Origin of the sequence: Streptosporangium sp. NPDC051023 (assembly GCF_040689595.1) — a bacterium.
Taxonomy (GTDB): Bacteria; Actinomycetota; Actinomycetes; order Streptosporangiales; family Streptosporangiaceae; genus Streptosporangium.
This window is the reverse complement of the sequence record NZ_JBFBCE010000003.1, coordinates 195,352-219,230: the sequence shown is the minus strand read 5'-3', so window position 1 is coordinate 219,230 and position 23,879 is coordinate 195,352. Positions and strand designations below refer to the sequence as shown.

The following is a 23,879-nucleotide window of genomic DNA, read 5'->3' as shown; positions in this document are numbered from 1 at the left end:
CACTCCTGCGGAAACGGGTCCTACTCGCATGATCACGAGCACTCACCGTCACCCCATCACGAAAATCTTGCCAGACCCGAGAAGTGGCCGCGGAAGCCGAGCATGTGAGCCCACTGAATGAGCCGGAGATCGGCCAGCTCGTCGAGGGCGCCCAGGCGCATGCACTCGGCGATGAGTCGTCGGGGGTGGTCGCGGAGGTCGAAGGCGGTCAGGTCGTCGAGGGGGTTGATGCGCCGGTCCAGGGTGCCGACGCATTCGGCGGCTTTGGTGGCGTACTTGGCGATGTAGGCGGCGACGGCCTGTTCGGTGAGGTCGCCGTCCATGGCGATCTCGCGGGTGTCGAGCTGGGTGCCCCAGCGCAGGACCCGAGCGGACTCATCGGCCGCCGCGGGGGTGGTGACCGCGACGGCTGAAGCGGCATGCCGTACGGCGTCCGCCAGCATGTCGGCCGTCGCCCAGGCCGGAGGAGCCGAGGCAGGCCCGTCCAGGCCGTCGAGGCGGATCACGGCATGGAAGTGGACGACGCCGCGGCGCTGGTACTCGGCGACCTTGGCGAAGGAGATCGTCACCTGGTCGCGCAGTTCCCGGAGCGTCAGGCCCCCGAGTTTGGCGACGCGGCGCCGGAGTGCTTCGGTGAAGCGCCGCCACAGTTCCGGGGACATGGCGTTGAAGAGCACCGATCCGGCGTAGTCGTAGCAGTCCGGGCAGAGCGGTTCGCCAAGGCATCCCTCGTCGGCCCCGTGCCGAGCCGTGCAGGACATGACCCGCCCGTGCGGGCAGGCGACCGCGTCCCGCCGAGCGTGACAAGGCAGAACCGTGCCGTTCTTCTCCTGTCGCGTGTGGACGGTGCCGAAGGAGGGGGCGGTGAGGGTGACGAACAGGCAGGGGTGCGCAGTGACCGAGTCGGGGACGCCCTTGCCGCCGACCAGGCCCGCGCGGATCAACTGGTAGGTGTCGGCCCGGTAGGTCTCGGCGCAGGCCGGGCAGCGTGAGGCCCGACGGGTCTTGCAGGGCAGGCGCAGAATGCCGTCCGGTTCGGTGGCGGTGCTGTAGCTGTGCAGGCGCTGGCCGGTGGCGGGGTCGAGGTGGAAGACGTGGCCGCGGAGGTGGATGGGCTGTCGGCAGCCGCCGGTCCGGCGGATCTGGGAGGCCCAGCGTTCGTATTGGGGGTCGTGGAGCCGAGTGATCATCCCGGCTACCGCGTAGGTGTTTGGCATGATGGGGCGCGTCCCTTCCGGGCTGTGAGGTTCGGTGCGGGATGGCCCCCGACGTGACGAGCGTCTTGGCGGATGTGTGGTCACGCCGGGGGCGCCGAGGCTCAGCAGAAGCCGAGGCCCTCGCACAGGTCGCAGGTCTGGCCGTAGCCGTCGAGTCCGGTCCCGCCGCAGTCGCAGCACTGCCAGCGCTGGGGGACGAGGTCGACGGGCCGGGTTTCCTGGTCATCGGTCATGCGGTCCAGCTCCCGGTGTCGCGCTGGGGGGCGGTGTTGAGGAACACGCGCCAGGTATAGGGGCGCTCGTGGACCGGGAAGATCGGCGAGATCGAGCCGATCGGCAGGACCTTGCGGATCGTATTGGCGGCGTGGACGAGTTCGGCGTAGGTGCCGTCGATGCGGATGCGCATGGGGGTTCTCTCTTTCAGGCAGCGTGGGGCGGGGCGATGGGGGCGGCAACGGGGGCGGGGGTGATGCAGCCCGCGTAAGACCTGTCGGCGTCGTGGCGGGCGCGGGAGTGGGTGAGGATGCCCACGGCCGAGTACTGGACCGGCCCGAAGGGCAGGCCCGTGCGGTAGTGGTCGTAGCCCACGTCACCGGGGTCGACGTCGGTGCCGAGGAGTTCGGCGATGCCGTCGATCTCGGCGCGGATCTCGTCGTCGGTTCCGTCGGGGAAGTGGTGCACCGTGACGGAGAAGGGGATGGGGACGTCGGGGTTGGTTTCCAGGAAGGCGGCCAGGTCGCGCAGGCCGTCGATGAGGGTGGCGCGGGGGTCGGTGGGGGTCATGGTCGTTTCCCTTCGTGTCAGGCGGGTTCGGAGCTGTCGCGCAGGGTGCGCAGCAGGTCGGAGGCGAGCTGACTGGACACGCCCAGGCGGGTGCGCAGCAGGTCGCGGGTGATCGGTTTGCCGTGCCGGGTGTGGTGTTCGTCGGCGACGCGGCGCGCGTAGTCCAGGAGCGGATCAGCCGTACTGGCGCTGTTCTGGTCGTTCTGGCCGGGAACGGCTGGATCAGGGAGCGGGAAGAGGGTGGTGGGGTCGTTCTGGGTCTCCGGTACGGCGTCCGCCGCGGGAACGATCTCCGGGACGGCGACGGCGACGGGAACGGGAACGGCTTCCGGGGATGGTTCGGGACGGGGTTCGGTGGCGCGGCGTTCGAGCATGGAGACCGCGATCAGGAACGCCCCCGCCGGGGTCGCCGCAGTGATCCACCCCCAGGCGGACGGTTCTGCCTGAGCGAGGTTCGCGGCCAGCGACAGAACGATCCCGCCGACGAGGACGAGGGTTGGCCAGGTGACCCAGCCGTCTCGCTGACGTCCGTTCTTCTTGTCGCGCTGCCGTTCCCGTGCAGCCATGACACAGGTGAGGTCGACGCAGACCGCCACCGCCCAGGCCATCGGTCCGGACTGTCCGTGTTCAGTGGCCGTGTCGCGGATGTGGGTGAAGCTGCCCGCCCCGGCGATCAGGGCGAGGATCAGCACCGGTCCGGCATCGGCCAGCCGTACGGCCAGGCGAGGCGCTGTCGTGGTCATCGGGGTTCCTCCCTTCGAGCGTGGAGAAGGTCAGGCAGCGAGTTCGGGGGTGCTGTCGGCACCGGGCAGTTCATGGCCGAGACCGGAGGCGGCGACCTGGTGCCAGGACGGGGTCACGTCGGCGTAGGTGCCGGCGGCTTGCTCGGCCGCAGTGGTCGAGACATAGCCGGACCGCGCCCGATACCACCGGCCGTCCGAACCGGTGATCACCGCCACGCCAGGCTGTTCCGGCGCGATGGACCGGGCAGCTACCAGCGCGTCAGGGTCGAGGTCGCCCAGCGTCATCACCGCGGTTTCCGGATCGTTGACCCGATGGCAGACACGCCCGCCGATCTGGGCACGTAGCGCGGTCACGCCGGGGCCGAGGTCGGAGCCGATGCGCTGGCCGGACAGGATCAGGTGGATTCCGAAGGCGCGGCCGAGCTGGGCGATCCGCAGCAGGGCGGTAGCCGTACGGGTGACCTGGTCCTTTTCGGCCTTGTCGGCGGTGAGGAAGAGTTCGGCCACCTCGTCGACCAGGACCACGACCGGGATGGGGCGGGAGGCGTCGGGGAGTTGCCAGATGTCGCGCACCCCGTATCGACGGCAGGCCAGCATCCGGGCGCCCATGACCGCGATCAGGTCGCTGAGCAGGTCGAGGCATTCGGCGCGGGTGGTGGCCAGTGCGGTGAGCCGGGCGGTGTAAGCCGACAGTTCTACGCCGCCCTTGAGGTCGAAGCCGACCAGGGCGACCGGTTGCGGGGCCAGGCCGACGATGAGTGCGTTGATCAGGTTGGACTTGCCGGACTGGGTGGCGCCCGCGTTCATCCAGTGCGGGATGAGCCGCAGGTCCATCCGCCAGGCCGCTCCGGTCTCCAGCACCCCGACGACTGGCCGCAGTAGGTCATCGGCGCGCCAGCCGTCGCGAGGTTCAGTCGGAGCTACGGCGGGTGCGACGTGGATTAAAGGGTCCTGGGTGATCCCCTGGAGGGTGACGCGGCCAGGGCGGGAGCCGACGACGCGGACCGCCTCGATCCGCCAGGCGTGCGCGAGACGTTCACAGACCTTGGCGTAGTCGTCGGGGATCTGGCCGTCGAGCAGGTGGAAGGTGATGCGGAAGCCGTGCCGTACGGGGCGGGGCAGGCTCATCCAGGGTTTGGTGTCGACCTCGACCCGTTGGAAGCGCCGTTTGACCCGCACGACGCCGGTCGAGGCGATCAGGCCGGGGACGGTGGTGAACCACCAGCGGTGGCGTTTCTTGGTCAGTCCGCAGCCGGTGGCGACGTGCCGCCAGTTCCAGCGCAGCCAGACGGCCTTGCGAGGGAAGACGAAGAGATACCAGTAGGAGACCGGAGCCCAGCGCCGCCACAGGATCAGGGCGACCAGGACGGCGAGGACCTTGAGGAGAGGGTGGTGGAGGTCGATCACAGGTCCGCCCCCGTTCCGGCGGAACCGGCGGGGACGAAGGACTGCGCCCGGTAGGCGATGCCCCAGCGTCCGTTCTGTTCCCAGACGTAGCCGACCAGGCCGACCGGGACGACCTCTTCACCGGCGGTGATCTGCGGTTCGGGGGTGATGCTGACCTTGACCAGTTCCATGCGGTTGAACTCGTCTTCGAACAGGAGGGTGAGTTCGTACATGACGTTGCCGTCCTTGTCGCGCTTGATCTCGCCGGTCTCCTTGCTGACCAGGCGGGGCTTGGCAGCCTTGACGCAGGTGATCTGGAGTTTGGTGACGTCGACGGGGATGGGGATGGTGCGCATGATCGTTCCTTTGCTAGGTGGACTGCTTAGAAGACATGGAACACTTGGAATTCTAAGTTGTCAATGAGTACTTCGCAGGCTTGGTTGGTTTCTTTACCGGGGTGTGCTGAACTGGAGATGCAGCAAGTCGCGTCAGACGCGATAGACGCGCCAAGCGCGATAGATGCGTCAGATGCAACGGACGCACCAACACGAGGCGAGACGAGCGCAGATGGTGGAGAAGACCGGCCGACCGGCCTACTTGCAGATCGTCGACGAGCTGCGCGACCAGATCCGCAGCGGAGCACTGCCCACCGGTACGGCGCTGCCGTCCATCGCCCAACTGTGCGAACGCTTCGACGTCTCCGCCAGCGTGGTCAAGTCCGCGATCAGCGTTCTGCGCACCGAGGGCACGGTGATCGGCCAGCAGGGCAAGGGAGTGTTCGTCCGCGAGGTCCCCGCCGCAGCCACCGAGCCCGAACCGTCAGGCGTGAGCGCCGAAGTTCTGGACCAACTCGCCCAGATGCGCCAGAGCCTCAAAGAGCTGGGGGATCGGCTCGCCGCTCTGGAGTCGGCGGTCTTCCAAGCGCCGAAGTGATCTGGCCGACCCGACAGGCCAGTTCATCCAGCTCTTCCCGGATCGCGGCCAACTCCCGCAGGATCCGTTCCTCGTCTGCGCTCATCGTGCTCTCCTCGCGTTCCCCGGCGCTTTTCGCCTTTCGGGATGACGCAAGTTCACCGTGAGCTGCGGAGTTTCTGTATCACGACGATCTAGCTAAGCTTCTTCAGGTTGCCTTACCGGCGATTTACACGAGCGTTTTCACCTGCACGACCACACACCGCCCCCGAGTGTGAAGGCGAAGGTATGCAATGAAGACGACCCAGCGTCAGGGCTGGACCCCTTCCCGCCTGCGGGAACACCGGGAAGCCCACGGGCTCACCCTGGAAGCCGCAGGCGAACGGCTACGCCAAACAGCCCTGCGCCACGGCCTTGCCGTACCGGCCGCCAACTTCCAAACCCTCTGGGGACACGAGCAGGGCACCGGATACCCAGGCCCCCATTACCGACGCGCCTATTGTCTCCTTTACGAAGCCACCGAGCCCGAACTAGGCTTTCGTCCTGCTTTGCCGGGTGAATCACAGAAAGCGGAAATCGTGATTTCCGATCTGCCTGCCCCCTCCGATCCCGCAGCCGACGACGCCGCAGCCCAGGTCATCGAGGAGACATTCACCAAGGTCTCCCACGGCGACATCGAAGCGGACGGCTCTCCACAGGCACTGCTGAGAAGCCGAGTGGTCGACGCCTGGCGCCGACGCCACGGCGGAGGCAGCCCCAAGCCCATCCTCGTCCTCGTCGGCGGGTACGCCGGATCCGGCAAGACCGAGTTCTCCCGCTTCCTGTCCGACATCACCGGCTGGGCATTCCTCGACAAGGACTCCCTGACCCGCTCCATCGTCGAGCGGCTCCTCGTCTCCCTGGGCAGCGACCCCAACGACCGCCAAAGCGAGCTGTACCTCAAGGAGGTCCGCCCGCTGGAGTACCGGTGCCTGATGGAGACCGCGTGGGACAACCTCGACGTCGGCACCTCCTCCATCCTGTCGGCCCCGTTCATCGCGGAGTTGAAGGACGAGGCGTGGTTCACCCGCCTGGAGAACCGGTGCGCGGCCAAGGGCATCGACCTGGCGGCCATCTGGGTCCGGTGCGATCCCGAATCGATGCGCGAGTACATCGAGTTCCGCGGCGCCGCCCGCGACGCGTGGAAGCTAAGCAACTGGGAGCAGTACGCCGCAGGCATCGACACCGACAAGAGCCCGCCCACCGCACACGTCACGGTCGACAACCGCCTAGGTTCGGCGATCAGCCTTGCCGACCAGACCCGCGAGGCACTCAAACGGATCCTGGCATGAGCCCCATTGGGATCGTCCTGTACGGCCCGCCCGCCAGCGGCAAGGACACCATCACCACCGCCCTCTACCGGCTGGATCTGCGGTTCGTGCTGCTGCCCAAGCTCAAGGCCGGAACCGGCCGAGCCGAGGGGTATGAGCTAGTCACCGCCGAGCGGTTGGCCACGTTGCGCGGCGCGGGCCGCCTGGTCGTCGAGACGCACCGCTACGGCAACACCTACGCCGTCGACCAGCAGAGCATCGACGACCTGACCACCGCCGGAATCGTGCCGATCGCACACATGGGCAACATCGCCGACCTCCGCCGACTGGTCGGACGCGAACCGGATTCCTGGCTTCGGGTGCTGCTGTGGGTACCGCGCGAGGTGACCGAGCAGCGATCCCACGACCGTGGGGACGCCGACACCGGCAAGCGCCTGGCCGCATGGGACGAGACGCTCGCCGACCTGGAGGCCAACACCGACAAAGGGTTCTTTCATCTGCGCATCCATACCGACCAACTCAGCGCCGACGCCGCCGCCCGGGAGATCATGACGGCCTACGACCGGCTACGAACGGCCGGGCGTTCTCACGAGGAGGCGAACCCCCCGTGAGCCGAGCTGCGACGTCCGGCGGGATCAGGTCCAGCCGCCACCAGGTCCCGCAGCTGTCGCACTTGGCCCCCGTCCACATCCCCTGAGGGGTCGACGTCCAGGACACCGAGCCATGCGAGCAGCCACCAGGAGCAAGTCCGTAAGCCACAGTCAGGACCGTCATCCTTCCGTCTCCGCTTGCTCTGGTTGCTGGTCTCGTGTTGTCCGCGCCTCCCCGTTCCTGGCTACCGCATGGGCCTGTCCCTGTTGGAAGTGCTCTCGTCTCTGGGGTTGGTGTGGGATGACGGCGTCCATCATGGATGAACGGACACCGCGGACGAGGCACTTCTTCGACAGGACATCTCCATGGGCGGTTGCCATGGTTTCCGGAACGGGGAGGCACGGGCCAGAAGCCGTCTGGTTGGCTTCCGGCGAAGGCGTGGCGGCGCCTCCCTCCACGGCAACGCCGCCACGCCCGTTTAACGGGCTCTCCCAGACAGCAGCACCGTCCAGATCACCCCAGCTTCACTGATCGACACAGGCAAGGTCTCGCGGATCTCGTGCCCGCCGTCGAGCTGGATGGTTCGCCGCAGGAACGCACGGCCTCCGCCCACGCACAGCTCATACACCGTCGCCCGACACCAGCAGGTCCAGGACACCGGCCGCGCTCGGTCCAACATCTTGGAGGGAGAGTGCCACGCCAGCCGGACATGCTCCCGTTGAGTCATCGCCACGTGTGGACTCACGCACTCGTCCAGGGCGATCACGAGGCTTCCTCTGTTCGGTGTGCGCGCTGCTTACGAAGACCGGCGTAGTAGAGGGCGATCCGTCGAGCAGCCCGAGCGGGCTCCAGCGCGGGATGCCAGTTGTAGACAGCCCTCCGACGCTTCTGATTCCAGCCGACCCGCCACCGGAAATGCTGTCCGTCACACCAGATGGTGAGCCCGCCCCGGACAGACACCAACGCCAGGCCGTACCCGTAGTGGACATCACCCGCGATCCGATGCTCAGCCAGGGCCGCGCGGAGCTCCTGCACCGCGTCCACTGGCTCCACGTCACCGACGAACGGCGCGTTCATGTCCCACCTCCTGTCGAACCGGTCGTCTCGTCTTGTCGCATCACGCCCCCAAGACCGGAGTCACCGAACACAGACGGCCAGGTCAGGACCCTAGATCTTGAGGGACCCACCTTGACGGCTACAGGCAGCATAAACACTCTTGACTACTCCTGCCTACCCTTTCCTATCGGTACGCATCGTAACGTCTCTTGACCTGGGGCTACCGGTCGCTTCCTATCGTCTTGGCTGTGATCCACTTCCGGCCTGATCAGCCCAAGTCAGAGCAGGTTCTCGCCGAGATGCGCCGCCGCATCCAAGCTGGTGACTACAAGCCCGGACGTCCTATCCCGGGTGAACCTCGCATGGCCGAGGAGTTCGGGATCGCTCGACGAACCGCCCGCAAGGTCATCAACGCCCTCATCGCCGAGGGCTTGGTCTACACCGTGAAGAACATCGGGACCTTCGTGGCCGACCCCAAGACAGGTGGGCCGCCCGAGCACATCGAGCCCGAAGGCGACGACCAAGACCAGCCGGAAGACGAGCCGTCATCGGCTGAATGAGAAATATCTGTACGTCTTTAAAGGCGAGCCGCCTTCGGCGCCTCGCCGCGCGTCGGGCGGTCGCTGGCCGCGCTGCGGCTCTTCGGCCGGTCACGGCCAGCGCCGCCCACGCGCTTGCGATCATCAGGCGACAGACCTCACAAGAAAGCTTTTCGCTGATGTCGTCGTGGTGGCGGCCGTGACGATCGCCACTTCGGCGCGAGCCGTAGCCGGTCGGGGCGATCGACTGCCGCGGGGCTTCCGTTCCTCGAGCCTAGCGGCCCTGCGGTACGGGTCCCCTTGCCACCGGATACCGGGGCGAGCCACCGGCCGGGGTGCTGTGTACGGCAGCGGAGTACGGCAACGCGGTTTTACATGATTACAAATGAGGAGATGGCCACACCCGAGCAGTACCGTCCCAACCAACGGTGGCCAGCAGTTGTCCGTCGGGAGAGAGTGCCACTGCGAAGATAGGCCTGCCGTGGACTGTGAGAGGGACACCGATTGACTGACAGGTGGCTAAGTCCCAAAGTTGCACAGTGCCGTCCCAGCCAGCAGTAGCCAGCAGACGGCTGTCAAAGAAGTTCGATATCCCCAAGAACGCGTCCGTTTCGCTGGTTAATGGGTCACCGATCGGCCGGCGGGTATCTGGATCCCATATACGTACAGTTCCATCCTCGCTCGCCGTAACTAATAGGCGGCCATCGGGTGAAATCCTCACCCCGACAATGGGGCCGGTATGGCTCGCAAGAGGACCGCCGATTGGTTGGCGGGTGGTCGGGTCCCACATACGCATGATGCCATCCTCCCCTGCCGTGACAAGCAGTCGGCCATCAGGAGAAAACCTCACTCCGGTAATGCCGCCATTGTGACTGGTGAGGGGGGCGCCGATTGGTTGGCGGGTGGTCGGGTCCCACATACGCACGGTGCCATCCTCCCCTGCCGTGACAAGCAGTCGGCCATCAGGAGAAAACTCCACCTCGGTGACGGCTCCAGCATGGCCCTTTAGAGATCCCCCGATCGGCTTGCGGGTTGTAGGGTTCCACAGTCTCGCGGTGCCGTCCCAACTGGCACTGGCAAGCAAGCGGCCGTCGGGCGAAAATCTCACTCCGACAACGGCACCATCGTGGCTGGTGAGAGGGTCGCCGATTGGTTGGCGGGTGGTCGGGTCCCACATACGCACGGTGCCATCCTCCCCTGCCGTGACAAGCAGTCGGCCATCAGGAGAAAACTCCACGCTCGTGACGTGACCTGCGTGACCGAGAAGGGAATGACCGGCAATGGGCCAAATATCGCGCAGCACCCGTTGAAGATGCTCAATTTTGGCATGGGCATCGGCCACAGTGGTTGTCGCAGTTTGTAGCTGAGCGGCGAGGTCATCGCGCTCCTGGCTCAGTTCAGCAACTTTGACATTAAGGTGACTAAGGTCACCATGCGTTATGTTGATGCTTTTAGAGTAGACGGGAAAGGTTTCCGATAGATCGGTGTCATAGTCAATCACGACAGCCGACGGGGGTTCATAGTGGAGATTCCGAGGCGTATTTATGGAGTCTATGGCCGAACTAACCACGTTGGTCGTTTGGTTATGCTGATCATGAGCGTCACGTACGGCCACCCAGAGCTGACGAAACTCCTCTATGTCGCCGTCCAGCGCCTCGACCACGAGTTCCAACTGGCCCCACCGCGGTTCCTTTTCGCACCGCAGCACACTGTGCACCGTGGTATGACTGACCACCTTGATCCGGCTGGCGATAGTGCGAGTGCTCGGCTCCCCGTTGGTGCGGTGCAGCCGCTTCAGGCGGGCTCGCAGCGCCTCCAATGGGGACTCAGCAGAGGAACTTATGTGCTGTTGGCTCATGGTAGTCACGAGCATGCCAGACTGTCAGAAAATGTAAAGCTTCTTCGCTTAAATCGATCCAGGATCGTCAAGCCTTGTCAGCAGTCGTTAGCATGCGTACTATCGCGTCCCACCTTGTCAAGGATCCGACGTAGCTTGTAAACGTCCCTTTCGTCCGGTCCAAGCTAAGAGCACATCGCACCCTCGATGGAACGGTCATGCCGCATCAATGGATGCCATCGAGGCAGCGATGACCCAACCGGCGCCTATGCCTCAGACGCCCCCGGACCTAGAGGAAACCTGTGTCGATCATGTCCAATCTGCTCTCTGCCGCACTGATCGCGGTTGTCTTACTGTCCGTTTTGGCCGTTATCTACCTATGGTCGACCGATCCCAGTCGCCGAAACCGGGCATGGAAGCTACTCAAGCTGTTCCTGAATCGCTAGCGCTGTGACCGGGAAAGTCCGCCAAGCCACGCACTGTTCACCTACCGATTTGATTCTCTCGGCGCATACCGACTTGGCGATGAACCTTTCCCAGCTCGGGACACGCATGGGATGATCTTGAGGGAAGCGCGAGCTGCGAGGCATGTCCTTGCAGCTCACGCCATACAGGACCATCATGTAGCCGCCGCTCTCCTAAAGCGGGTGTCGCATGTTCGAATCATGCCGGGGGCACTCTTCCTAGCAGCGAAAACACCCTCCCACCTGGGCTTTCGCCTTGCCTCCCCATGACGTCCTCAGGCAGCCAGGTGCCACTGTAGGCAGCCGTATGTCAGCGGTCGCGGAGCATGTACGTGATGATCTTGGAGCCGTTCTGCCAGCTCAGATCACCCAAATCAGCGTCAGCGCGGAGCGCACGGATCCGGGAAACAGCGCCGGATAGGCTCGGTTTCCGTGCAACAACTGGCCCTCTTCGATCTGGACAACACCCTCGTCGACCTGGACGAGGCGTTCCGGCTGTGGGTCGAGGAGTTCGCCCAGGACCACGAGCTCGGACACGACGGCGTGAACTGGCTGGCCGCCCTCGACCGTTCCGGCTACCCGCACCGCGAAGTGTTCTTCGCCAAGGTACGAGAGCACTTCGGCCTCCTCGATCCGGTTGAGGAGCTCTGGGGCCAGTACCGCAGACGCATGCCGTACCTCGTCCACTGTCGCCCCGAGGTCCTGAGCGGGCCGTCCCGGCTATGGGTGTCAGGATGGCGCGTGGCGATCGTCACCAACGGGACGGCGGACAACCAGTTGGGGAAGATCCGGCAGACGGGTCTGGCCGAGGCCGTGGACGCCATGGCGCTTTCAGGCATCGAGGGTGTCCGAAAGCCCGCAGCGAGGTCGTTCGAGATCGCGGCCGAGCGGTGCAGGATGGCCCTGTCGGACGGTGGGTGGGCAATCGGCGACAATCTCACCGCAGACATCGCTCTCACCGCAGACATCGCTGGCGGACGGTCAGCAGGTCTGCGAACGATCTGGATCGACAGAGGCGCCTGGCCAGACCAGGATCACGAGGCGGATCACACCGTCACCGACGTCCTAGAGGCCATAGAGATCCTGCGGAACAGTCATCCTTGATCGAGACGCGGGTAACGAAAGAGGCCCCGGCGGGGAGCCAGGGCCTCTTGGATCGAGTAAAGGTCAGTTGGCCAGGACGGCTCCAACCGCACCTGGCGGCTTGGGCGGCCCCAATTAATGATCTTCGCCGAAGAGGCGTGACGGCTTTGGCCCCACCCGAAGCCGATCAAGAGCAACGGCACAGGTCAGCGCCGCTACGGTCCCGGTTATGTGCCAGCTAACGGTCCCTGTGGACGACCAGGATGAACCCACGTGTCGTTACGCTTAGTAGCTTAAGAACCTCATAGTGTGTCTATCGGGCGTCTGTGCCGGTCACATTGTCACGACGCGTGGGGCTTCGCCCTCGAACAACACTCGCGACAGCCACCGTCCGCAGAACCCGACGGCTTCCCCTGGGGTAGCCGCCTCAGCCGCTAACGGTAAGGAAGCACAGTGAACGACAGGGAACCGAAAGTGATCTACGGCCAGGGGGCCGAGGCGTGCCCCGAGGGCAACTTCTGTCTCTACCGGGGCTCGAACTTCAACGCGGGGCAGACCCCGGGGCGTGGCGACAAGATCCTGGCCATTCCGACGGGCGTATACGCCAACAACTTCTCCGAGTACGGATTCGACCACAGCGGCGATGGAGTGAGTGCCGTCGTCAACAACACGGCCGAGGACAACACGCTCTTTTCGGCCGCCAACCAGCAGGGGCACTCGTTGCCGGTGAACCGAGGCACCTCGATCGCGAATCTGCAGACAATCCCCATGGCCGAAAGTCCGAACGGCTCCTGGAACGACCAGGCCCAGTCCGCGCTGGCGGCCCGCTTCGTGGGAAACCTGCGCGTCGACCAGGAACTGCGGGGCCACTGGGCGGAAGGCGCGGGGCACATCTACTCCTACCGGCTCACGATGCACGCCGAGGACACCCGTGTCATGAAATGGGCCGTGGGCTTCGGTGACCTGCCGGAGGGGACCGCACTGTCCAAGAGCTTCACCGACACCTTCTGGGGCGAGATCCTCCGCAACGGCACCGACGGCGCCGTCCTGCTCGGCTCCCCCAATGGCGGCGGACACAGCGTCGACCCCGGGACGGCCCTCCCCATTGACATCCAGGTCCTCTACCCCGACGAGAGCCCCGCCTACGAACGCCTCACCGGCCTGCACGCCCAGCAGTTGGCCTGACCGCATCCCACCTACGCCGAACTCCACCGGACAGTCGTGTCCGGTGAAGTTCGGACCTTATCCGGCGCATGCGCCCCGGAGCGCTCTCGGCATCCCAGACCGCCCCCGCCAGAGGTAACACCCATTCATGATCCACTGAATGTGGGTTTTGGCCTTGTGGGCTGGCCCCTCCTCACGGGTCTCCAAACGACGCGTTTCGGGGTGGGGCCAATTCAGGCCGACATCGAGGTTCCGAGGTCGCCAGAGGAGCCAGGTGAGTCCAAGCCGGGCCGTCTGGGTGGGCCAGTCCAAGCCGTCATAACCAGTCAGTCGCCGAGCGCATCGGAGATCTGCCGATTGACACAGGAACGCTGGCCGTCGATGCACTTGGCGTAGACACGCAGGAGCACGTCGACCTCGTGACCGGCGCGCTGGGTGACCTCGGTGGGAGGTACCCCCGCGTTGAGCCAGAGGGAGACCGCCGCATGCCGAAGGTCGTACGGCCGTGCGGCCAGCGGTGAGGCCGCCTGCTCCGGTGTGAGCGCCGGCTCCCGGGCGATCTGCCAGACACCCGAGTAAGCCGAGGCGGAGAACGGCCTCCTCTTCGACGTGCGGAACAGCCTGCCGTCGTCCGCGACGCCGTACATCTCGATGTGCCTGCGGAGGATCTCGACGAGGCGCGGCGGGATCGGAATCTCCCTGCTGTCGTCACTGGCCCGGTGTTTGAGGCCGCGCGAGTCGTGAGTCTCCCCCGAGTCGGTCCACCGCTTGTTCGCTTGAGGTCGCGCCCGTTCGAGAGTGATCATGCCCCAACCTTTGGCGGGTAGGTCGCAGTTCTGCCGACGCAGTCCCGTAGCTTCCTCCGGCCGGAGTGCCGCGTAGTACATGCAGGCGAACAGCGCGGCCAGGTGGCGCCCTCGCGTGCGCCCCGCGTAGGACACGGCAACGAGGAGTTCCCGAGTCTGAACCGGGTTGACCACCGTACGCGGATCAACCGAGGAGGCGGCTTTCGGCGGCTTCCACTTGATCAGCTTCAACGGGTTGGACGGCAGCTCTTTGAGTTCCACCGCCGTCTCCATGTAGCTGATGTTCACGCCGCTTCCCGCATGGAGTCGAGCCACGCGACGAAGTCGCTCCGCCAGACGCAGAGGTCTCGGTTGGGGAGCTGGACGCACACGGGAGCCCGACCGAGTTCACGCCAGCGATAGAAGGTCCGGCGCGAGATGCCGCCCAGCTCGGCGAGCACCTGCTCCAGGGGCATGAGGTCACCACGACGGTTCATCGGGCGCCACCTCCGAGCCCCTGAGCCGTGGCTAAGGGCTTTCCACTCGCCGACGTTTACTGAGCGAACTCACAATCAGCAGAAGACTTCCAGCAGTATGAGTGAGCTCTTCGTAAAGGCTGCCACCCCGCTTCCAGCGCTCGGGTCTGGCGGCCCTGCACTCCGGGTCGGGTTGCCATCGGACAGTCCTGGTTGCTTGAATGTCAAGCAGGTGTGGATTGACTGAAACTTTTCGGCTGGCCTGCTAGTTAGCAGACCAGCTGAAGGGAAAACATTCACTTCGCGCGCTTCCTACGTCGCTGGACTTCCACGCGGAGGAGTCTGCGAAAACTCTTTATCATGGTATGAAAAACTGCTCCACTACCTACTGCGACCAGGATTGCTGCACCGAGACCGGTGTCGCGGTATGTGTCTATGCTGCCCCACAGTAGCGTGACTATCAGAACAGGCCAAGTACGTAGATTTGAGGCCAATACCCAATGTGCAGCGCGCCGGAAGGATCCGATCCGAGGCCGCTTGGGACCGCTGCTTAGCTCTCGTCGTAGCTGCCAAGCTCGGCTCAGCTGAAGTACCGCATACCACACTTGCATGGATCTAGTTGCTTTCGCCGCAATTAGATCCCAAATTTCGGCACGAAACTCCTCCGCATAACGCGCTTGTTGTTCTTTGGGAAGGAGGTAAACCGTAAAGTCCACCAGACAGCGAACCGGTGATGAAATTACCACCCAAGAAGGTATCTCGATCAGATCTATTTCAATAAATAAATCTTCTTGCTGAAGCTCAAAGTATAGCGTTTCAAGATTACGAGATTGATCGTATGCTTGAATGAGAGTAAGGCTAATTTCCTTGACAAGGCTGGCCAGGCGGCCAAAGTCTCGAAAATGATTCTGGTTGCGATGAAGATCGCGATTATTATAGAGGGCGACAAGCTTGCCGAGAGCGTAAGCGACGACTTGGTCCGGCCTGCGAATATGGCCGAGGACCGAAGAGAGGGTGTCTGCGAGGCTGCTGATATGGCTGAGGTCGCGCTGCTCGTCAATGCTCTTAATAATTTTTCGTACTCGCCGAAGGTCACCGTCTAGGTTTCGTGCGCTACCCAAAGCTTGCCGAAGCGATTTCTTGATATCATTGCCCGCACTGATATCAAAACCTTGGGAAACCTTGTTTCGGAGAGTCTTGATAAGATCCCGAGTGAGCTCATGGGCATAGCTGAGATTGTTTATCAATTCATAAGCGCGCTCGGCCTCTCCTATGTTTTCGAGCTTACGAATGAGGGCGACGGAATCATCAACACCGAAGCTGTCTTCATTCTTTCGAGATGATTCTCTTGGGGGGATGGTTTGGTCGTTCATACGTTACCGTCGGCGAGCTTGCGGAACGTGCCGGGTAGAATTTTTTCCCTATTGGAAGACCGCGCAAGCGCAATGCGAGCATTCTCTGCCCCATCTTGAGTGAACCGATAGTAGCGACGACGGGGGCGCCCAGCTTCCTGCGGAAGAGTGTTTTCGAAATGGGATTCAAGCCAGCCGATAGCCTCCAGGCGGGCAAGGATGGGGTGAATGGTGCCGCTAGGTAAGCCTGCCGTAGCACATATTTCTAATCCATACATTTCGCGAGTGGGGTCACCGAGCAGCGCGCGTAGAACGAGCTGGGTCGCCAAGGTCATCCGCGGATTTCCCATACTCTAACTCTAGCTAGGGATGACGCGAGGAGAAAGCGCCAGACGTGATTGTGTGATGGATCATCAAACTCGGTATTGGACTTCTCTACCGCTCGGTAGAAGATTCCGAGTTTGAAAAGTGGAATTTATGATGGTTTGAGGACAAAGTGGACCTGGGTAATGAACCGTCCAGCACGTCCCGGCAGTATTCCATCCGCTTGAGCTACCGAGCTCTCGTCGCACTCGACGGCGCGGTGCGTCGGCATCCTGAGGCGTCCAGCCGGTGTGGTGCGGTGGCTAATGCCGCGTTCCTCAAAATACGCGGATGGTCGGCCAGCCAGGTCCGGGTGGCCGGACTCGCATGGCTGGACAGGTTGTCAGCGATCACCCAGATGTTGCCCTCGCCGAGAGCGTCGTCCTCGATCTGCTGCTAAAACCGCTGGTAGGAGGCGCTGTTGTGGGAGGAGGCAGTCATCGTGACCGCAGTGCCGTCCGCAACACGAAGCGCGCCGTAGCCCCAGGTCTTGTCGGGGCCGCGGAAGTACTCCAGCGGCGCTTTGATCCGGTGGCCGTCGGCGGACCAGGCGGGCACGGGCGGGAACGTACGTGGGATCAGTGGAAACGCTTCGCTTGGAAGCGTGTGCGCATGTGACCCTGGGGCGCATGGACGACGATGTCTACTCCGGTCATCACTGGCGTTTTCTCTACGAGAACGTCCTCGACCATGAAGGTGCCGGTCTGGCCGACGAGTTGCGACGGTGGCTGAACGAACATCCGGCGCACGTGGAGGAGGTACTGGAGGCAGGTCGGCCCGGCAGCCACCTGATTCCTCTCGGGAATCTCGGGAAGTCTCACCGTCAGGGCTACAGCCCGCTGGAGCGGCTCTACGCCGTGAGTCGGGTCCTCGACCTGCTCATCATGAACTACCAGGATCCTTCAGACGATTCCACGCCGGTCGCGAACACGCTTTTCCCGTCGGTCGACGCCTACCCCGCCTTCTGCGAGGCGCTGGGCGCGAACCGGATCGACAAACGTGACTTCCACCCGTTCTTCCATGAGATCGTCGCGGTACGGCAGGCAGACGACCCCGACGAGCCCCCCGCGATCGTCGAGGAGTGCTGGCCCGGCTACCTCGTCGGATCCATGCTGCTGATGCGGGCCGGAGTGGTCGTCAGAGCCGGGGTGAGACGGCTTGTCGCGGGCGTCGCCGACCGGTCCACTCTGTACTGGACCTACCGACGCCGATCACGACCCGTCGACGACCTCTCGTACGGCTGGGGTGGCAACTCCCAGTGGGCAACCGACTTCCGCCGCGATTACCTGGTCAGCGACTGGTTGCACTACAACGTGGACGCGGCGCTGAACCCGAGGGACGACAAGTGGGAGGAGGATCTCGACCGGGCATCGACGATCGAGCTTGTCCGGCACCGGTGCAGCACCGTTGTCGATCACGGAAATGACCTGTTCCCCTACCGTCATCACCATGTCGAACCGGCCCCCGCAGGGTGACCGCCGACACGGACATACGGGTCCTGCCGGAAGGTCGATCGGGGACGGTGACCTCGCAGCCGTCGCGGATGGCCCAGGGGGCTTTCCAGGGTTCGGTGTGCCGGCCCGCCCGTACCAGTGGCACATAGTGGCCATCTGGTTTCGCGGATCGTCACCCCTCACCTTCGCAGCAGGTCCACGCGATAGCTCGTGCCATGACGGGTGGCCGTGTGTCCCCGTAGAGGTGTCAGCCGACCGTCGCCGGTGAACGCCGCGCCGACCTCCTCGACGGTGCTGCAATGGTCGGGATCGTCCTCGGCCCAGTGCACCGTCAACAGGTCGCCCCCCACCACAAGGGCATCGACGAGGCCTGCCACGGTGACGCGGAGATCCTCCGCGTTGAGGTAGTAGGCGACCTCTGAAACGATCACCAGATCGAACGTTTCCCGCGGGGGCAGCGATGCGGGCACGACCATGTGGCCAACGGTTACCCCGGGCAACTCGGCGCAGCGCCGCCGGGCGATGTCCACGGCCACCTGGGAGCCGTCGACCGCACTGACCAGATCACCGCGTTCTGCGAGATGTTCGGTCATAGCCCCTGCCCCGCAGCCCAGTTCGAAAATGTGCCGGTAGTGCCGGGAGCCGAGCTGACTCAACGCATCGGCTATCTTCTCGCGTTCGTACGCACTGGTAAGCGTGTTCCAGGGATCGTCGCTCTCACGATAGAGATCATCGAACAGCTCAAGTGGCTTTGAATCCCCCACGAATCCTCCAGTCAGTACATCGCTCGCCGCGCTTCGACGAACAAGGCGGGTCTCGCCCTGTTCCGGGGTCATCCGACATCGTTCTGTCCGGCTGGGCGCCGTCCCGTGTGCTCTGCGCCGACCATCAGCAGCATCGCGAGTTCGCCTGATTCGCCAAAGACCCGCGCGAGCGGTCGATGATTCGGCTGTCCGGCTATGCCCGAAGAGCCAACCGAGATCGCCTCGATCCCCTGAGATAGGCCGCCCGGCGTGACGGACATGCCATCTCGCGCGCCGTACCAGATCGCCGCTCAGCGTTGTGGCACGACCCTCGCCAAGAGGGACGGGTAAGCCGTGGAGCGAGCGTCGTCAAAGGAAGACGGCCCCGATCGGGTGGGCCCGGGAAACGACGGCCGGGCGAGGTGAGTGCGGGCGGACGGGAGCCTCACCGGGTACGCCGCCGCTCACCGGGCAGCGGGAGCCTCACCGGGTACGCCGCCGCTCACCGGGCAGCGGGAGCCTCGCCGGATACGCCGCCGCTCACCGGAGACGCTCCATGATCACCAGAGGGATGTCCCGATCGGCTTTGGCCTGGTAGCTCTCGTAGAGGGGGAAGATGGAGGTCATCAGGCGCCACAGCGGCTGCTTTTCCGCCGCGTCGGCGGCGCGGGCTCGGGCGGCGAACCTGTCCGGGCCGACCTGCACCACGACGTCGGGGTGCGCGGCCAGGTTGAGGTACCACGCGGGATGCTGGGGAGAGCCGCCGTTCGACGCCACCAGCAGGTAGCGATCGTCGTCCTGGCCGTAGATCAGAGCGGTACGGCGTAGCTTGCCCGATTTCCGGCCGCGGGTGCTGAGCAGCAGGGTCGGCCAGCCCTGGTACAGGTGGCCCTCCTTGCCGTCGGTCTCGACGTAGCGGCGAATGTGCTTGGCCACCCACTCCGTCGTGCTGTCAAAGATCTCTTCATCTTCGTGACGTGTCATCGATCCTCCTTGCTGGTTGTCCGCTCGGCACTCGTCTCACCTGAGCCTGCCGAAGAGAGTTCCGGCGAGGTCAGGGGCGAGTCGAAGGACGCGGAAGGTGAGGGTTCGCGGGGTGTGGATCACGTGAACTCAGGCTCGTGGCCCGGCGAGGCTCGCAGTGACCCGGCAAAGCTCGCACGTGGTCCGCCCGGCGAGGCTTCACCCGGCCCGGCGGGGCCCGCGCACAGTTCGGCGGGCCCGCGCACAGTTCGGTGAGACTTCAGGTACGGCTCGGCGAGGCTTCAGTGCGGTCTGGCGAGGCTTCGGTAGAAGCGGTACCGCTTGAATCCGCTGTCCTTCACCCCGGGAAAGTCCAGGACCCGGCGCCACTCGGGTGCAGAGCCGACGGTTCCCTGCCCGCTGTTTTCGAGAGCCTCACGGTGCGCCTCCTCATCGGTCCACTCCGCGTAGTTGAGCACCCGGGTGCCGTCGACGCTGAGGTGGAAGTGCGCGGAGATCCCGCCGGGACGGGGTTCTGTCTCGGCCGCCAGCGCGTCGAAGACGGTGTCGACCCACCGTTCCTGCCGCTGCCGGTCGGGGCTGACGAACTCGACGGAGACGATGACAATGCACCCCGGTTCCGGCGCGTCGTCCCGGCTCCCGCTGCGGTACAGGCGGTACTCGACCGGTTCCGCGGCGTCCGTGCCGACCGTACGGCGAGCTCGCGCGAACGCGTGGAGAGCCTCCTCCCCCGTCCACTGCTCGTAGGTCAGCACGCTTTCGCCGTCGGTGCTCAGGTAGCAGTTGAGCGAGACGAGGCCCTCCGGCCACGGCGTCCTCTCCCATTCGGCGGTGACGGCTTGCGCCGTCGCCCGCTGGGACGTTCCCACGGTCCGTTGGGTCACCAGGACGGCGCCGACGTCGGAGCGGGCCGGATCCGGTAGAAGATCGCGAACGAGGTTCATTGTTCCTCCTGCTGTCGGATGGTGTCGGATGCTGTCAGATGGTGTGCGCTGTGAGATCGGGTCAGCCGGCGTACGGGCGCCTGGCCCGGGCCTCCCGGAGCGCATGGCTCCACCAGGCGAGCTGGTCGAGCATGACTTTGGCCGCCGAGTTGCAGCCCTCCGGGTCCTTGGGCAGGCCGTCGGGGCCGAAGCGCTCCCAGGCCTTGTGGAAACTGACCGTGTCGCGGACGGTGACCGCGTGCAGCTCGGCGAAAACCGCGCGGAGCTGTTCGACCGCCCGCAGGCCGCCGGCCAGGCCACCGTAGGAGACGAACCCGACCGGTTTGGCCTGCCACTGCGTGAAGTGCCAGTCGATCGCGTTCTTCAGGGAAGCGGGAAAGCTGTGGTTGTACTCGGGCGTCACCACGGCGAACGCGTCGGCCGCGTCCAGCCGCGGGGTCAGCGCCGCCAGAACCCTCGCCGTCTCAGGCACCGGCACTTCCCCGAAGGCGGGCAGCGCCGTGGGCAACGGCACGTCGGCCAGATCGACGACGTCGACGCGTATGTCGTCACGTAACCGGGCCTGGCCGGCGAACCAGTTCGCCACGGTCGGCCCCAACCGGCCCTGCCGGACGCTGCCCACGATCACTGCGAGCTGGAACGGCCTCTCGGGCATGACGGATCCCTTCTCGGGCATGACAGATTCCTTCTCTCCGCGCGTGGTGAGGACGAATGGACGGTCCTCGTCCCGGTCGCCCCGTACGGGCTCCGGTGACCTCATGGGAACAGCCTCGGACTTAAACAAAGGTTTAAGTCAAGCTAGTGTGATCCGCATGACACAGCCCGCCTCGATCGCCGAGGAGCTCACCGTCGGCGAGCTGGCCGCACGCAGTGGCGTTCCCGCCTCCGCCCTGCGCTTCTACGAACGGCAGGGACTGATCCACAGCAGGCGCACCACCGGCAACCAGCGTCGCTACAGCCGGGGCACCCTGCGCCGGGTCGCGTTCATCCGCGCCTCCCAGAGCGTCGGCCTCCCGCTCTCGGCGATCGAAGAGGTCCTGTCCATGCTGCCCGCCGATCACACCCCCACCCGGGAGTTCTGGGTTCGGGCGTCGGCGTGCTGGAGCGAGAAGCTCAACGAGCGCATCGAACGGTTGGAGCGGATGCGTGACCGTTTCACCGAGTGCATCGGCTGCGGTTGCCTGTCGTTCGAGCAGTGCGCGCTGGTCAACCCCCATGACGTTCTGAGCGAGAAAGGGGCGGGCCCGCAGCGGCTGCTCACGCCCTGACCGATCACGCGAGGCAGGCGGCGACCGACGCGGCGCCCTATGCGAGCCGTACGGTGACCGTGTGCGAGCCGCCTGTCTGGTCCGCCAGCCGTCCGAAGGTGAGCGCGAGCCTCGCGCCGGTCGTGGCCCCGGCCAGGAGCGGGGGGCGGTGGAGCACCTTGGCCACCGGCCGTTCCCAGGTGACGGTCAGCCCGTCCAGGTCACATCGGGGATCGGACACGGTCAGCGTCGCCGTGCCGTCGCCGCTTTCCCTGACGAGGATCGCGCACGGGGCTGAGGCGGTCAGGCCGCCGACGGCTCCCTGGTTCCAGAAGTTGACGGCGGTGATCCCGAGCGAGGGGACCCGGACGCCCTGCTGGCAGGCGGTGTTGGCGAGCACGCACGCCCAGCCGGGGTCGGCGGCGCGGGCCCGGGTCTGCGCCGGGCTCGCGCCCGGCAGGAGCAGGTAGACGTAGTCAGCCGCGTCGGGATCGATGCCGTGGTCGAGCCAGAGGGTCACGTAGCTCCGGGTGACCGAGCCGCCGCCGCGTTCCTCGCGCAGCGCGCGCGGGCGGGCGCAGGGCAGGACGTAGCCGCCGTGCCCCTCCAGGTGCGCCCAGCCCGCCCTCTCGTCAACGGTGAGACGCGCGTCGGTCCTGCGGTTGTCCACGATGGTCTCCACCGGCACGCCGTCGCCGCCGGTGATCCCGGCGCCCAGGCAGACCACCGCGTCGTCGAGGAAGAACCAGGATTTGAAGGCCTCCAGCGTGCTCTCGAAGCCGTTCAGGTGCTGGCCGACCGTCGCGTACACGCCGTCGGTCGCGCCGCCGACCCAGCGGCCCGGCGGGCAGGTCTCGCCCCACCCGTTGCCCGCGCCGTCGGCCAGCCGCCGGGTTGAGACGGTCGTGCCCGGCAGGCGGTAGGGGTCGACGGTGGCCCAGAAGGAGTCGGAGTACTGGTCGCCGTGCCCCTCGCCCCACCAGTAGAGCATTCCCGAGCCGGTGTGCCAGCCTCGCAGGTTCTCGCCGTTGCCGTACTCGTAGTGGCCGATCCTGAAGGAGGCCATGCTGAGTCCAGCGCACCAGCCTGGCCTGCGGTGGACGGCGCGGGCGCTCATCGCCAGCAGCCGGTGCCCGGCGGGTTCCTTGGAGGCGGGGATCGTCTCGTCGCCCAGGATCGTGGCGAGGCGTGCGTGAAACCCCAGATCGTTGTTCTCGGCCGCCTTGAGCATCGGCCTGCAGGTGTCCCGCCGCGCCCACCCCTTGACCATGCCCTGCCAGCGGGCTCGCTCGGCGGCGGAGGCCGCCTCCCCCAGCAGCAGGATCGCGGAGGCGATCGCGCGGCCCCTCTCGTGGTCACCGTACGCTTCCCTGCTGATCCCCCGGCCGCTGACGAGGTCCATGCAGAAGCCGTCGTGCACGACCGGCGCGAACGACCTCTCGACCATGTCGCAGACGATCTGCCTGTTCGGGTCGCTGATCTCCCAGGGCGAGCCGCGCAACACCGCGAGCAGCGTCGCGAGACCGGAGAGCAGCGACGCCCCGTATGTGCCCTGGTAGGGGATGGAGGTGTGCTGGACGAACGAGCCGTCCTGGTAGAAGCCATCGCCCTTCAGGACGTAGGGGAAGACCGGGGAGAGTGCCGAGGCGGCCAGCGCGGCCTTCTCCGGGTCCGACCTGTGCATGGCGTACAGCAGCCTCACCATGCACAGGTCGACCCGGTTGGCCCCGGTGCTGGTACCGCTGTAGTCGTCAAGGCGGCATTCGGGGACGAAGTGATCCACCGCGTCCCACAGCGCCTGGCCTCGCTGGTCCGCCAGGTGCGGATCGATCAGCACGGCCGTGCTGAGGAGCTGCTTGGGAACGCCGATCTGCCAGTGCCACCAGTTGCCGACCGGGTCGGCGCCCGCGGTGTACACCCGCTGCCGGTAGTGGTCGACGCCGGCAGCGATGGCAGCGGCCAGGTTCGCGTCACCGGTGAGACCGGTCCCCGGCAGGGTGTACGCGCGGGCCATGGTCTGCAGCCGCTTCGGGGTCGCGACGTAGGAGGGAAACATCTGGTCCGGCCAGAGCGAGGTGTCGGTCGCTGCCATGGTCTCGCGATATCCGGCCGCCGTCGCCCCCAGCTTCGCCAGCCGCGTCCGGTACGGCTCCGCCGCGGCGTCGAACCCCGCCCCCACCGTCACGTCCCGCCAGTTGCGGCGCAGCAGGAGGAAAGGGTCACCCTCCGCATACGCGGCACGGCCCCCCGCGTACAGGTCATGCGCCGCCGGGATCAGCGCTCCGGCCGCGACGACACCGCCGAGCCAAAGAAATGACCGCCTGGAATATCCGCTCACGCTTGGATTATTACCCGGAAATTCAAGGGCATGAATTGCCATAAATTGTCGGAATTGCCCTGATTCTCCGGGTGCCCTGTCGCCTTATCCGCCCAGGCTGGCCACCGC

27 protein-coding genes are annotated in these 23,879 nt (G+C 65.4%); 8 read left to right on the top strand and 19 right to left on the bottom strand.

The window, feature by feature from the left end; genetic code table 11:
- Positions 1-56: 56 nt before the first annotated feature.
- The 7 genes from AB0395_RS03600 to AB0395_RS03570 form a co-directional block, all read right to left on the bottom strand.
- On the bottom strand, positions 57-1,217 hold the full coding sequence (locus AB0395_RS03600) for a replication initiator (RefSeq protein ID WP_366276570.1): 1,161 nt from the start codon (positions 1,215-1,217) through the stop codon (positions 57-59).
- A gap of 101 nt (positions 1,218-1,318) precedes the next feature.
- Positions 1,319-1,450, bottom strand: a complete 132-nt coding sequence (locus tag AB0395_RS03595) for a hypothetical protein (protein WP_366276567.1) — start codon at positions 1,448-1,450, stop codon at positions 1,319-1,321.
- On the bottom strand, positions 1,447-1,623 hold the full coding sequence (locus tag AB0395_RS03590) for a hypothetical protein (protein ID WP_366276564.1): 177 nt from the start codon (positions 1,621-1,623) through the stop codon (positions 1,447-1,449). The genes AB0395_RS03595 and AB0395_RS03590 overlap by 4 nt, the downstream gene beginning before the upstream one ends.
- 14 nt (positions 1,624-1,637) lie before the next feature.
- Positions 1,638-2,000 carry a hypothetical protein gene (locus AB0395_RS03585; protein WP_366276561.1) on the bottom strand — a complete coding sequence of 121 codons (363 nt, stop codon included), beginning with the start codon at positions 1,998-2,000 and terminating at the stop codon, positions 1,638-1,640.
- 17 nt (positions 2,001-2,017) lie between these two features.
- Positions 2,018-2,743 carry a DUF2637 domain-containing protein gene (locus AB0395_RS03580; protein WP_366276559.1) on the bottom strand — a complete coding sequence of 242 codons (726 nt, stop codon included), beginning with the start codon at positions 2,741-2,743 and terminating at the stop codon, positions 2,018-2,020.
- A 30-nt stretch (positions 2,744-2,773) separates the two neighbouring features.
- Positions 2,774-4,150 carry an FtsK/SpoIIIE domain-containing protein gene (locus AB0395_RS03575; protein ID WP_366276556.1) on the bottom strand — a complete coding sequence of 459 codons (1,377 nt, stop codon included), beginning with the start codon at positions 4,148-4,150 and terminating at the stop codon, positions 2,774-2,776.
- Entirely contained in the window at positions 4,147-4,485 is a 339-nt protein-coding gene (locus AB0395_RS03570) for a hypothetical protein (protein ID WP_366276553.1), read from the bottom strand. The genes AB0395_RS03575 and AB0395_RS03570 overlap by 4 nt, the downstream gene beginning before the upstream one ends.
- Before the next feature lie 211 nt (positions 4,486-4,696).
- Here AB0395_RS03570 and AB0395_RS03565 point away from each other — a divergent pair, with 211 nt between their 5' ends.
- From AB0395_RS03565 to AB0395_RS03555, 3 genes are all read left to right on the top strand, one after another.
- The gene (locus AB0395_RS03565) at positions 4,697-5,062 is read left to right on the top strand and encodes a winged helix-turn-helix domain-containing protein (RefSeq protein WP_366276551.1); all 366 of its coding nucleotides are present in this window, start codon (positions 4,697-4,699) and stop codon (positions 5,060-5,062) included.
- Positions 5,063-5,619: 557 nt separating this feature from the next.
- A complete protein-coding gene (locus AB0395_RS03560; RefSeq protein WP_366276549.1) occupies positions 5,620-6,372 on the top strand; it encodes an AAA family ATPase in 753 nt (250 codons plus the stop codon).
- Positions 6,369-6,962 (top strand): guanylate kinase, encoded by a 594-nt coding sequence (locus AB0395_RS03555; protein ID WP_366276546.1) that lies wholly within the window; start codon positions 6,369-6,371, stop codon positions 6,960-6,962. The genes AB0395_RS03560 and AB0395_RS03555 overlap by 4 nt, the downstream gene beginning before the upstream one ends.
- Positions 6,963-7,704: 742 nt before the next feature.
- On the opposite strand, the gene AB0395_RS03550 is transcribed toward AB0395_RS03555, so the two are convergent.
- Complete coding sequence (locus tag AB0395_RS03550) at positions 7,705-8,019, bottom strand: hypothetical protein (RefSeq protein ID WP_366276544.1); 315 nt, start codon at positions 8,017-8,019, stop codon at positions 7,705-7,707.
- 227 nt (positions 8,020-8,246) lie between these two features.
- Between AB0395_RS03550 and AB0395_RS03545 the strand changes: the two genes are divergently transcribed.
- Positions 8,247-8,558, top strand: a complete 312-nt coding sequence (locus AB0395_RS03545; RefSeq protein WP_366276542.1) for a winged helix-turn-helix domain-containing protein — start codon at positions 8,247-8,249, stop codon at positions 8,556-8,558.
- Between the two features lie 358 nt (positions 8,559-8,916).
- On the opposite strand, the gene AB0395_RS03540 is transcribed toward AB0395_RS03545, so the two are convergent.
- Positions 8,917-10,200 carry a WD40 repeat domain-containing protein gene (locus AB0395_RS03540; RefSeq protein ID WP_366276591.1) on the bottom strand — a complete coding sequence of 428 codons (1,284 nt, stop codon included), beginning with the start codon at positions 10,198-10,200 and terminating at the stop codon, positions 8,917-8,919.
- A 1,070-nt stretch (positions 10,201-11,270) separates the two neighbouring features.
- Here AB0395_RS03540 and AB0395_RS03535 point away from each other — a divergent pair.
- Positions 11,271-11,942: an HAD family hydrolase gene (locus AB0395_RS03535; RefSeq protein ID WP_366276540.1), complete on the top strand. Its 672-nt coding sequence runs from the start codon at positions 11,271-11,273 to the stop codon at positions 11,940-11,942.
- A 432-nt stretch (positions 11,943-12,374) separates the two neighbouring features.
- Positions 12,375-13,106, top strand: coding sequence for a peptidase inhibitor family I36 protein (locus AB0395_RS03530; protein ID WP_366276538.1), 732 nt, complete (start codon positions 12,375-12,377; stop codon positions 13,104-13,106).
- A gap of 305 nt (positions 13,107-13,411) precedes the next feature.
- On the opposite strand, the gene AB0395_RS03525 is transcribed toward AB0395_RS03530, so the two are convergent.
- The 5 genes from AB0395_RS03525 to AB0395_RS03505 form a co-directional block, all read right to left on the bottom strand.
- On the bottom strand, positions 13,412-14,179 hold the full coding sequence (locus AB0395_RS03525) for a tyrosine-type recombinase/integrase (protein WP_366276537.1): 768 nt from the start codon (positions 14,177-14,179) through the stop codon (positions 13,412-13,414).
- Complete coding sequence (locus AB0395_RS03520) at positions 14,176-14,367, bottom strand: excisionase (protein ID WP_366276535.1); 192 nt, start codon at positions 14,365-14,367, stop codon at positions 14,176-14,178. Before AB0395_RS03520 ends, AB0395_RS03525 begins: the two co-directional genes overlap by 4 nt.
- 275 nt (positions 14,368-14,642) lie before the next feature.
- Positions 14,643-15,719: a hypothetical protein gene (locus tag AB0395_RS03515; protein WP_366276533.1), complete on the bottom strand. Its 1,077-nt coding sequence runs from the start codon at positions 15,717-15,719 to the stop codon at positions 14,643-14,645.
- Positions 15,716-15,976, bottom strand: a complete 261-nt coding sequence (locus tag AB0395_RS03510) for a helix-turn-helix transcriptional regulator (protein WP_366276588.1) — start codon at positions 15,974-15,976, stop codon at positions 15,716-15,718. The genes AB0395_RS03515 and AB0395_RS03510 overlap by 4 nt, the downstream gene beginning before the upstream one ends.
- Before the next feature lie 481 nt (positions 15,977-16,457).
- On the bottom strand, positions 16,458-16,619 hold the full coding sequence (locus tag AB0395_RS03505) for a hypothetical protein (RefSeq protein ID WP_366276532.1): 162 nt from the start codon (positions 16,617-16,619) through the stop codon (positions 16,458-16,460).
- A gap of 71 nt (positions 16,620-16,690) precedes the next feature.
- Between AB0395_RS03505 and AB0395_RS03500 the strand changes: the two genes are divergently transcribed.
- Complete coding sequence (locus AB0395_RS03500) at positions 16,691-17,536, top strand: hypothetical protein (RefSeq protein ID WP_366276530.1); 846 nt, start codon at positions 16,691-16,693, stop codon at positions 17,534-17,536.
- 158 nt (positions 17,537-17,694) lie between these two features.
- On the opposite strand, the gene AB0395_RS03495 is transcribed toward AB0395_RS03500, so the two are convergent.
- The 4 genes from AB0395_RS03495 to AB0395_RS03480 all read right to left on the bottom strand — a co-directional run bounded on the left by AB0395_RS03495 (position 17,695) and on the right by AB0395_RS03480 (position 20,862).
- Positions 17,695-18,351: a class I SAM-dependent methyltransferase gene (locus AB0395_RS03495; RefSeq protein WP_366276528.1), complete on the bottom strand. Its 657-nt coding sequence runs from the start codon at positions 18,349-18,351 to the stop codon at positions 17,695-17,697.
- 447 nt (positions 18,352-18,798) lie between these two features.
- Entirely contained in the window at positions 18,799-19,242 is a 444-nt protein-coding gene (locus AB0395_RS03490; RefSeq protein WP_366276526.1) for a nitroreductase family deazaflavin-dependent oxidoreductase, read from the bottom strand.
- 281 nt (positions 19,243-19,523) lie between these two features.
- A complete protein-coding gene (locus AB0395_RS03485) occupies positions 19,524-20,186 on the bottom strand; it encodes an antibiotic biosynthesis monooxygenase (RefSeq protein ID WP_366276524.1) in 663 nt (220 codons plus the stop codon).
- A 61-nt stretch (positions 20,187-20,247) separates the two neighbouring features.
- Positions 20,248-20,862, bottom strand: coding sequence for an NAD(P)H-dependent oxidoreductase (locus AB0395_RS03480; RefSeq protein WP_366276522.1), 615 nt, complete (start codon positions 20,860-20,862; stop codon positions 20,248-20,250).
- A gap of 136 nt (positions 20,863-20,998) precedes the next feature.
- Between AB0395_RS03480 and soxR the strand changes: the two genes are divergently transcribed.
- Positions 20,999-21,454: a redox-sensitive transcriptional activator SoxR gene (gene soxR / locus AB0395_RS03475; protein ID WP_366276519.1), complete on the top strand. Its 456-nt coding sequence runs from the start codon at positions 20,999-21,001 to the stop codon at positions 21,452-21,454.
- A gap of 37 nt (positions 21,455-21,491) precedes the next feature.
- Here the strand turns inward: soxR and AB0395_RS03470 are convergent, their stop codons facing one another.
- Positions 21,492-23,771 carry a polysaccharide lyase 8 family protein gene (locus AB0395_RS03470; protein ID WP_366276518.1) on the bottom strand — a complete coding sequence of 760 codons (2,280 nt, stop codon included), beginning with the start codon at positions 23,769-23,771 and terminating at the stop codon, positions 21,492-21,494.
- Between the last annotated feature and the right edge of the window lie 108 nt (positions 23,772-23,879).

Excerpts from the sequence above, each read along its gene's own strand:
- AB0395_RS03570 (WP_366276553.1), bottom strand. The coding sequence starts at position 4,485 with ATGCGCACCATCCCCATCCCCGTCGACGTCACCAAACTCCAGATCACC.
- soxR (WP_366276519.1), top strand. The coding sequence starts at position 20,999 with ATGACACAGCCCGCCTCGATCGCCGAGGAGCTCACCGTCGGCGAGCTG.
- AB0395_RS03510 (WP_366276588.1), bottom strand. The coding sequence starts at position 15,976 with ATGTATGGATTAGAAATATGTGCTACGGCAGGCTTACCTAGCGGCACC.
- AB0395_RS03515 (WP_366276533.1), bottom strand. The coding sequence starts at position 15,719 with ATGAACGACCAAACCATCCCCCCAAGAGAATCATCTCGAAAGAATGAA.
- AB0395_RS03580 (WP_366276559.1), bottom strand. The coding sequence starts at position 2,743 with ATGACCACGACAGCGCCTCGCCTGGCCGTACGGCTGGCCGATGCCGGA.
- AB0395_RS03495 (WP_366276528.1), bottom strand. The coding sequence starts at position 18,351 with ATGACCCCGGAACAGGGCGAGACCCGCCTTGTTCGTCGAAGCGCGGCG.
- AB0395_RS03490 (WP_366276526.1), bottom strand. The coding sequence starts at position 19,242 with ATGACACGTCACGAAGATGAAGAGATCTTTGACAGCACGACGGAGTGG.
- AB0395_RS03595 (WP_366276567.1), bottom strand. The coding sequence starts at position 1,450 with ATGACCGATGACCAGGAAACCCGGCCCGTCGACCTCGTCCCCCAGCGC.
- AB0395_RS03500 (WP_366276530.1), top strand. The coding sequence starts at position 16,691 with ATGGACGACGATGTCTACTCCGGTCATCACTGGCGTTTTCTCTACGAG.
- AB0395_RS03555 (WP_366276546.1), top strand. The coding sequence starts at position 6,369 with ATGAGCCCCATTGGGATCGTCCTGTACGGCCCGCCCGCCAGCGGCAAG.
- AB0395_RS03565 (WP_366276551.1), top strand. The coding sequence starts at position 4,697 with ATGGTGGAGAAGACCGGCCGACCGGCCTACTTGCAGATCGTCGACGAG.
- AB0395_RS03590 (WP_366276564.1), bottom strand. The coding sequence starts at position 1,623 with ATGCGCATCCGCATCGACGGCACCTACGCCGAACTCGTCCACGCCGCC.
- AB0395_RS03600 (WP_366276570.1), bottom strand. The coding sequence starts at position 1,217 with ATGCCAAACACCTACGCGGTAGCCGGGATGATCACTCGGCTCCACGAC.
- AB0395_RS03480 (WP_366276522.1), bottom strand. The coding sequence starts at position 20,862 with ATGCCCGAGAAGGGATCCGTCATGCCCGAGAGGCCGTTCCAGCTCGCA.
- AB0395_RS03550 (WP_366276544.1), bottom strand. The coding sequence starts at position 8,019 with ATGAACGCGCCGTTCGTCGGTGACGTGGAGCCAGTGGACGCGGTGCAG.
- AB0395_RS03585 (WP_366276561.1), bottom strand. The coding sequence starts at position 2,000 with ATGACCCCCACCGACCCCCGCGCCACCCTCATCGACGGCCTGCGCGAC.
- AB0395_RS03485 (WP_366276524.1), bottom strand. The coding sequence starts at position 20,186 with ATGAACCTCGTTCGCGATCTTCTACCGGATCCGGCCCGCTCCGACGTC.
- AB0395_RS03520 (WP_366276535.1), bottom strand. The coding sequence starts at position 14,367 with ATGAACCGTCGTGGTGACCTCATGCCCCTGGAGCAGGTGCTCGCCGAG.